Origin of the sequence: Cobetia sp. Dlab-2-AX, from assembly GCF_024124625.1 — a bacterium.
In the GTDB taxonomy this organism is placed as follows: Bacteria; Pseudomonadota; Gammaproteobacteria; order Pseudomonadales; family Halomonadaceae; genus Cobetia.
The window spans coordinates 335,472-341,597 of record NZ_JAMXRV010000005.1 but is presented as its reverse complement, the minus strand read 5'-3'; the positions used below and the strand labels follow the sequence as shown (position 1 = coordinate 341,597).

The window sequence follows — 6,126 nt, the reverse complement described above, 5'->3', positions numbered from 1 at the left end:
TAAAACAATCACCTGCAAACCTCTTTCACCGCTGGTAACGCCATGCGTCCCCGGCAGCGGATGCGTACTTTACGCACGAACCGCCGTGAGGGCAAGGGCTTTTTCAAGAGATTGTCATCAGGGTGTCATGCATCTCGTACACCTCCCATCACCTTGGTGCCGATGCTCTATCGACCAGACCGAGAATCGATTGATAGCTGAGCCCGGAGTGCTCACTCAGCCCTATCTCGCAGGTGCGCGAATTGGAAACTCCGTAGTCGCAATCGGCCACTACCTCCTTCAGCCCCTTCAATGCCGAAGCATTAAGCTCCGGGGTACTGAAGCCCTTGTCGCCGGCGAAGCCGCAGCAGGTGATCTCTTGCGGCACGACGACTTCACTGGCGCACTGCCGCGCCAGCGCCACGAACTGCTCCGCCAGCCCCATTCGGACACTGGAGCAGGTGACATGCACCGCGACTTTCGCCTTGAGCGGTGTGATCGAGAGATAGGGCAATAGATAGTCGAGGACCAGCTGCACCGGCTCGACCAGAGTCAGCGACACTTCAAGATGCTCGCGCGCATAGGCCTGAGCCTGTGCCAGGCACGGGCTGGTATCACAGAAGATCGGCAGCCGTCCGCCGTCACTCGCCTCCACCAGCGCCGCTGCCAACTCGGCGGCCTTGGCATCTCCCGCCTCGAACTGCCCCTTGGACTGGAAGGCCATGCCACAGCACAGCGCTTCCCCCCCTTTCGGCAGCACGACCTCGAAGCCTGCCTTGTCCATCAAGGCCAGCGCCATCTCGGTGACACTGCGCGGATCGCGATCATCAGTAGCGACCCCGAAGACACGCGTGGCGCAGGACGGAAAATAGACGACGTGCCCATTCGGCGCCTCACTGCGACCCAAGGGTTGTGCCAGGCGTTTGAGATACGGGCGCGGCGCGGCCGCCGGCATACTGGGAGACCATTGCTGCACCCTGTCACCGGACACCTTGCGAGCAGCCCGGGTCAGGCGACGCATGTTGCGCGTACCGACGACGCCATGCAGCCCATCCGCCAGCCTGAGCACCCCACGCATGCCACTGGTGATATGAGTGAAGTGCTCTCCGGACCACTGCGCCACCTTCACCTTGCCTGGATGATCGGCACCGGCGTTCTCTTCATGACGCAATCCCCGGATCAGATCACCGGTATTGATACCGACCGGACACTGGGTCGCGCACAGGCCATCCCCCGCACAGGTCTCCATGCCCTGATAGGCGTATTCCTTCCTGAGCGCTGCCAGCTGGTCGCGCTGTGCATCATCCGGTGACTCAAGCGCAGCCAGGCGTGCGATCTCCCGACGGATGACGATGCGCTGGCGCGGCGTCAGGCTCAGATTCTTCGACGGACAGACCGACTCACAGAAACCGCACTCGATGCAGCGGTCCACCAGCGGGTCCGCTGCCGGCAGTGGCTTGAGGTTTTCCAGATGCAGGCGAGGATTGCGCGTCAGGATCACTTCCGGGTTGAGCAGGTTGTCCGGATCGAAGACCTCCTTGATTCGCCACATCAGGGCATAGGCATCCTTGCCCCACTCAAGCTCTACATAAGGCGCCATGTTGCGACCGGTGCCATGCTCGGCCTTGAGCGAGCCACCATATTCCTGCCCCACCAGCTGCGCGACGTCATCCATCAGCGCCTGATAGCGCTCCACCTCACCTTCGCGCTCGAAGCCTTGCGGGAAGACGAAGTGAAGATTGCCCTCCAGCGCGTGACCAAACAGGATCGCCTGGGAGTAACCATGCCGCTGGAAGACCTCCGTCAGCGCACCGACGCCTTCCGCCAGCCGCTCGATGGGGAAGGCGACATCCTCGATGATCACGGTAGTCCCCAGATCACGCACTGCGCCGACAGCCGGGAACAGGCCCTTGCGGATCTTCCAGTACAGCGCATAACGCTGCGCATCCTGAGTGAAGGCCCACGACTCGCAGGTTTCGATGCCTTCCAGCACGCGGCCCACCTCGGCCATGCGCGCCTCCAACTCCTGATGATGCGCGCCCCGCACATCCACCAGCAGCGCGACCGCCGCTTCCGGCAGGGTGCGCAACTCGTCCGGCATGCCCGGTGCGTCCTCGACGGAGCGCAGCGCCGCGCGGTCCATCAGCTCCACCGCCGCGACCGGCGCCGTCTTCAGCAACATGGTGGCGCGACAGGCTGCATCGATGTTCGGGTAGTACACCAGCGCCGCTGCCTTGTGCGGCTCCTCGATCACGGTGCGATAGGTAATGGAAGCGATGAAACCCAGCGTGCCTTCCGAACCGATCATCAGATGCTTGAGGATCTCGAGACCATCGGCATAGTCGACCAGTGCATTGAGGCTATAGCCGGTAGTGTTCTTGAGCCGGTACTTGTGGCGGATGCGCTCGGCCAGCTCGGGGTCGGCGCGCACACTGGCCGCCATGCGCTCCAGCTCCGCCAGCAGGCCACCATGGCTGGCACGAAAGGCCTGCACACTCTCCGGCGACGCCGTATCCAGGCAGGTGCCATCGGCGAGAATGACGCGCAGGTCCTCGACGGTGCGATAACTGTTGTGTGCCGTGCCGCAGCACATGCCGGACGCATTGTTGGCCGCGATGCCGCCGATCATGCAGCTGTTGATCGAAGCCGGGTCCGGGCCGATCTTGCGCCCGAAGGGGGCCAGCAGCTGATTGGCACGCGCCCCGATCACCCCCGGCTGCAGGCAGATGCGGCTGCCCTGCTCCAGCACCTGCGCCCCTCGCCACTCGCCGCCCAGCTGGATGAGCACCGAATCCGTCAGCGCCTGCCCGGACAGCGACGTCCCTGCCGCACGGAAGGTCACCGGCAGCTTGCGCGTCCGGCACTCGCGCAACACATGCCCCAGCTCCTGCTCGTCATGCACCCGCACCACCAGCTGCGGCACCAGCCGATAGAAGCTGGCATCCGTGCCGTAGGCCAGGGTACGCAGCGGATCATGGATCAGGCGCTCACCGGGAATGTGCTGCGCCAACGCCTCGCGCAGGGCGTCGTAGGCAGCAGCGCGCGCCTGGGGTGAAGCATGCCCGCACATGGCAGGGTGAGCAGTGGAGTCAGGGGCAGCAGCGACGGTCATGGCCAGTCTCTTTATCAGTCAGGATATCTTTCAGGGTATCAGTCAGCACGGATCACGCTTACGGCAGCAGCGGATCACTCAGACCCACCAGATGGAACGCCAGAATGCCCAGCACGCCGGAGGCCAATAGATAGTAGGCGGTCGGAATCGCCGTCATGCGCAGGGTACGTCCCTCACGCCCCAGCAGACCGACGGTCGCCGAGGCCGCCACGACGTTGTGGATGGCGATCATGTTGCCGGCCGCGGCCCCGACCGCCTGCAGCGCCACCATCAGCGCTCCCGACAGCCCGAGCTGGGCGGCGACATTGAACTGGAACTGGGACAGCATCATGTTGGAAACCGTATTGGAGCCGGCGATGAAGGCGCCCAGCGCGCCGATGCCCGAGGCGAACAACGGGTAAGCCTGACCGAGGCTGTCAGCCACCACGTCCGCCATCACCACCGGCATGGACGCCAGATCGTTCAGATTGACGCCGGAGTTGATCAGGATGCGCACCATCGGAATGGTGAACACCAGCACGAAGCCGGCGCCGACCAGTGTGCGCCAGGATTCGCTGGCCGCCGCCACCAGCTGGCGAGAGGCCATGCGATGCAGCAGCAGCGTGATCAGGGCCACGAAGACCATGATGCCGCCCGGCAGATAGAGCGGCTGTATCGCGCCGGAGATGCCGCTGGCACCCAGCAGGTCAGTGGCACTGAATTGCACGCTGACCAGCCAGCCCTTGAAGTCACTCGATACGCGCGAGGCGACCAGTAGCAGCGCGATCAGCCCATAGGGCAACCACGCCAGCCACAGAGGCAGCGGCTTTCTGCCCGCTGCGGCGGCCTCGACATCATCACGCTCCAGCGTCAGGTCGCCCAGCCAATGCCTGGGCCACTCGGCCTCGGGCGGAAAATCCCAGCTGTCCTTCGGCAATAGAAAGCCGGCACGCGCCGCTGGCACCACGAGGATCAAGCCGACCAGAGCGCCGATCAGTGACGGGAACTCCGGGCCGAGGAAGATACCTGCCGCCACGTAGGGCAGCGTGAAGCACAGGCCGGCGAACAACGCGAACGGTGCTATCGACAGCCCCTCGCTCCAGCTTTTCTTCGCTCCGAAGAAGCGCGTCATCATCACGGTCATGAACAGCGGCATCAGCAGGCCGACGATGCCATGCACGATGGCGACTTCCGAGGTGATCAGCTGCAGGAAGGCCTCCCAGCTGGAATGGTTCGCCAGCAGCTGCTCACCGAGATTGGCCTTGTCGAGGCCCGCATTCACGCCGATCACGATCGGCGTGCCCACCGCCCCGAAGGATACCGGCGTCGACTGGATCATCATGCCCACCATCACCGCCCCCAGCGCCGGGAAGCCGATGGCGACCAGCAACGGCGCCGCGATGGCCGCAGGCGTCCCGAAGCCGGAAGCCCCCTCGATGAAGCTGCCGAACAGCCAGGCAATGATGATGGCCTGTACGCGGCGGTCGGGACTGACGGTGGTGAAGGCGCCGCGGATTACCGCGATCGCCCCGGAATGCTTGAGCGTATTGAGCAGGAAGATGGCGCCGAAGATGATCCACAGCACCGAGACGGTCACCATCAGCCCCTGCAGCGTGGAGGCCAGAATGCGCGTCAGCGACATCTGCCACACGAAATAGCCGATGGCAGCGGTGACGAGGAAGACCAATGGCATGGCGCGACGCGCGGGCCATTGCAGACCGACGAGCAGGATGCCTGCCAGCAGGATAGGGGTGAAGGCCAGCAAGGCCAGCAGTGGCTCGGACATGACGGAAACTCCGCGGGCGGATTGTTGTGATTGTTGTCTGGCACGGCAGTGAAGGACTCGGGGTTGGCGCACCCTTGGGTCAGGCCTTTCGATAAATTGGTCATACCAATTTACCCTGACGTGCTTCGGCATAATCTAGGCGTCGCCTCGAAAGGGGTCAAACATCATGTTGCATAGGGCATCTAGACATTGGTCAAAGCATCTCCATTGCGTAAAATTGGTCTTACCAATTATTGATAGTCCTCATCTCCCACGCGAGGCGTGGTTATCACACATATTGGTAAGACCAATGTCGGCTGTGGCGTGGAATGCCCACGGGCCACACTGATCATCGGCAGCGCCGCAAGCGCCCCTCTCTTGCATGCCGCACTCTGGCCTTCCAGCGCTCGGCGCCGCCTTTCACCTTTGCCGCAAGGACACTTCCATGCGTTACGCCCCCGTCCGCCAACCCCGTATCGCCGATGTACTCACCGAGCGCCTCGAAAGCATGATCATCGAAGGCAGCCTGAAACCCGGCGAGCGCCTGCCACCGGAGCGCACCCTGGCCGAGCAGTTCGAAGTCTCGCGCCCCTCCGTGCGGGAGGCTATCCAGAAGCTGGCCGCGCGCGGACTGCTGACCTCACGCCAGGGCGGCGGCACCTATGTCTCTGAAGAGCTGGCGCGCGCCTGGTCGGACCCGCTCAGTGCACTGCTGGGTCGCCACGGTGAGTTCAATCTCGATCTGCTGGAATTTCGTGATGCGCTGGAGGGCATCAGCGCCTACTACGCCGCCATGCGCTCCACACCTGCCGACAAGGCAATGCTGCGCCAGCGCTTCGAGGACCTGGAGAAGAGCTTCGAGGGACGTGACCCACAGCGCGAGGCCGGTGCCGATGCCGCCTTCCACCTCGCCATCGCCGAGGCCGCGCACAACGTGGTGCTGCTGCATTCCATGCGCAGCCTGTTCCAGCTGCTGGAGAAGAGCATCGTGGCCAACCTGCGCCACCTGTTCGAGAAGCCGGAATCACGCCCGCGCCTGATCCAGCAACACCGCAGCCTGTTCGAGGCGATCATGGAAGGCCGCGCCGAAGATGCGCGCAACGCCGCCCATGAGCATCTGGTCTTCGTCGAGGATTCACTGCTGGAACTGGAACGCGCCGAGACTCGTGCCCAGCGCGCCTTGCGCCGTGCCCAGGCGGCGCCGGATGGCTCATGACGCTCAGTCATGACGCCCTGGCTGAACATGAAGCTCCGGATAAGCAGAGCTTGAGATGAGGGCCTGAACATGAAG

The 6,126-nt window shown here is 63.7% G+C and carries 3 protein-coding genes; 1 reads left to right on the top strand and 2 read right to left on the bottom strand.

The window, feature by feature from the left end; genetic code table 11:
• Nucleotides 1-148 precede the first annotated feature (148 nt).
• Both NH396_RS11110 and NH396_RS11105 read right to left on the bottom strand, forming a co-directional pair.
• Nucleotides 149-3,091, bottom strand: a complete 2,943-nt coding sequence (locus tag NH396_RS11110; protein ID WP_253063589.1) for an FAD-binding and (Fe-S)-binding domain-containing protein — start codon at nt 3,089-3,091, stop codon at nt 149-151.
• Between the two features lie 58 nt (nt 3,092-3,149).
• A complete protein-coding gene (locus tag NH396_RS11105) occupies nt 3,150-4,856 on the bottom strand; it encodes an L-lactate permease (RefSeq protein WP_176678503.1) in 1,707 nt (568 codons plus the stop codon).
• A gap of 424 nt (nt 4,857-5,280) precedes the next feature.
• Between NH396_RS11105 and NH396_RS11100 the strand changes: the two genes are divergently transcribed.
• Nucleotides 5,281-6,051, top strand: a complete 771-nt coding sequence (locus NH396_RS11100; protein WP_176678504.1) for an FCD domain-containing protein — start codon at nt 5,281-5,283, stop codon at nt 6,049-6,051.
• Nucleotides 6,052-6,126 lie beyond the last annotated feature (75 nt).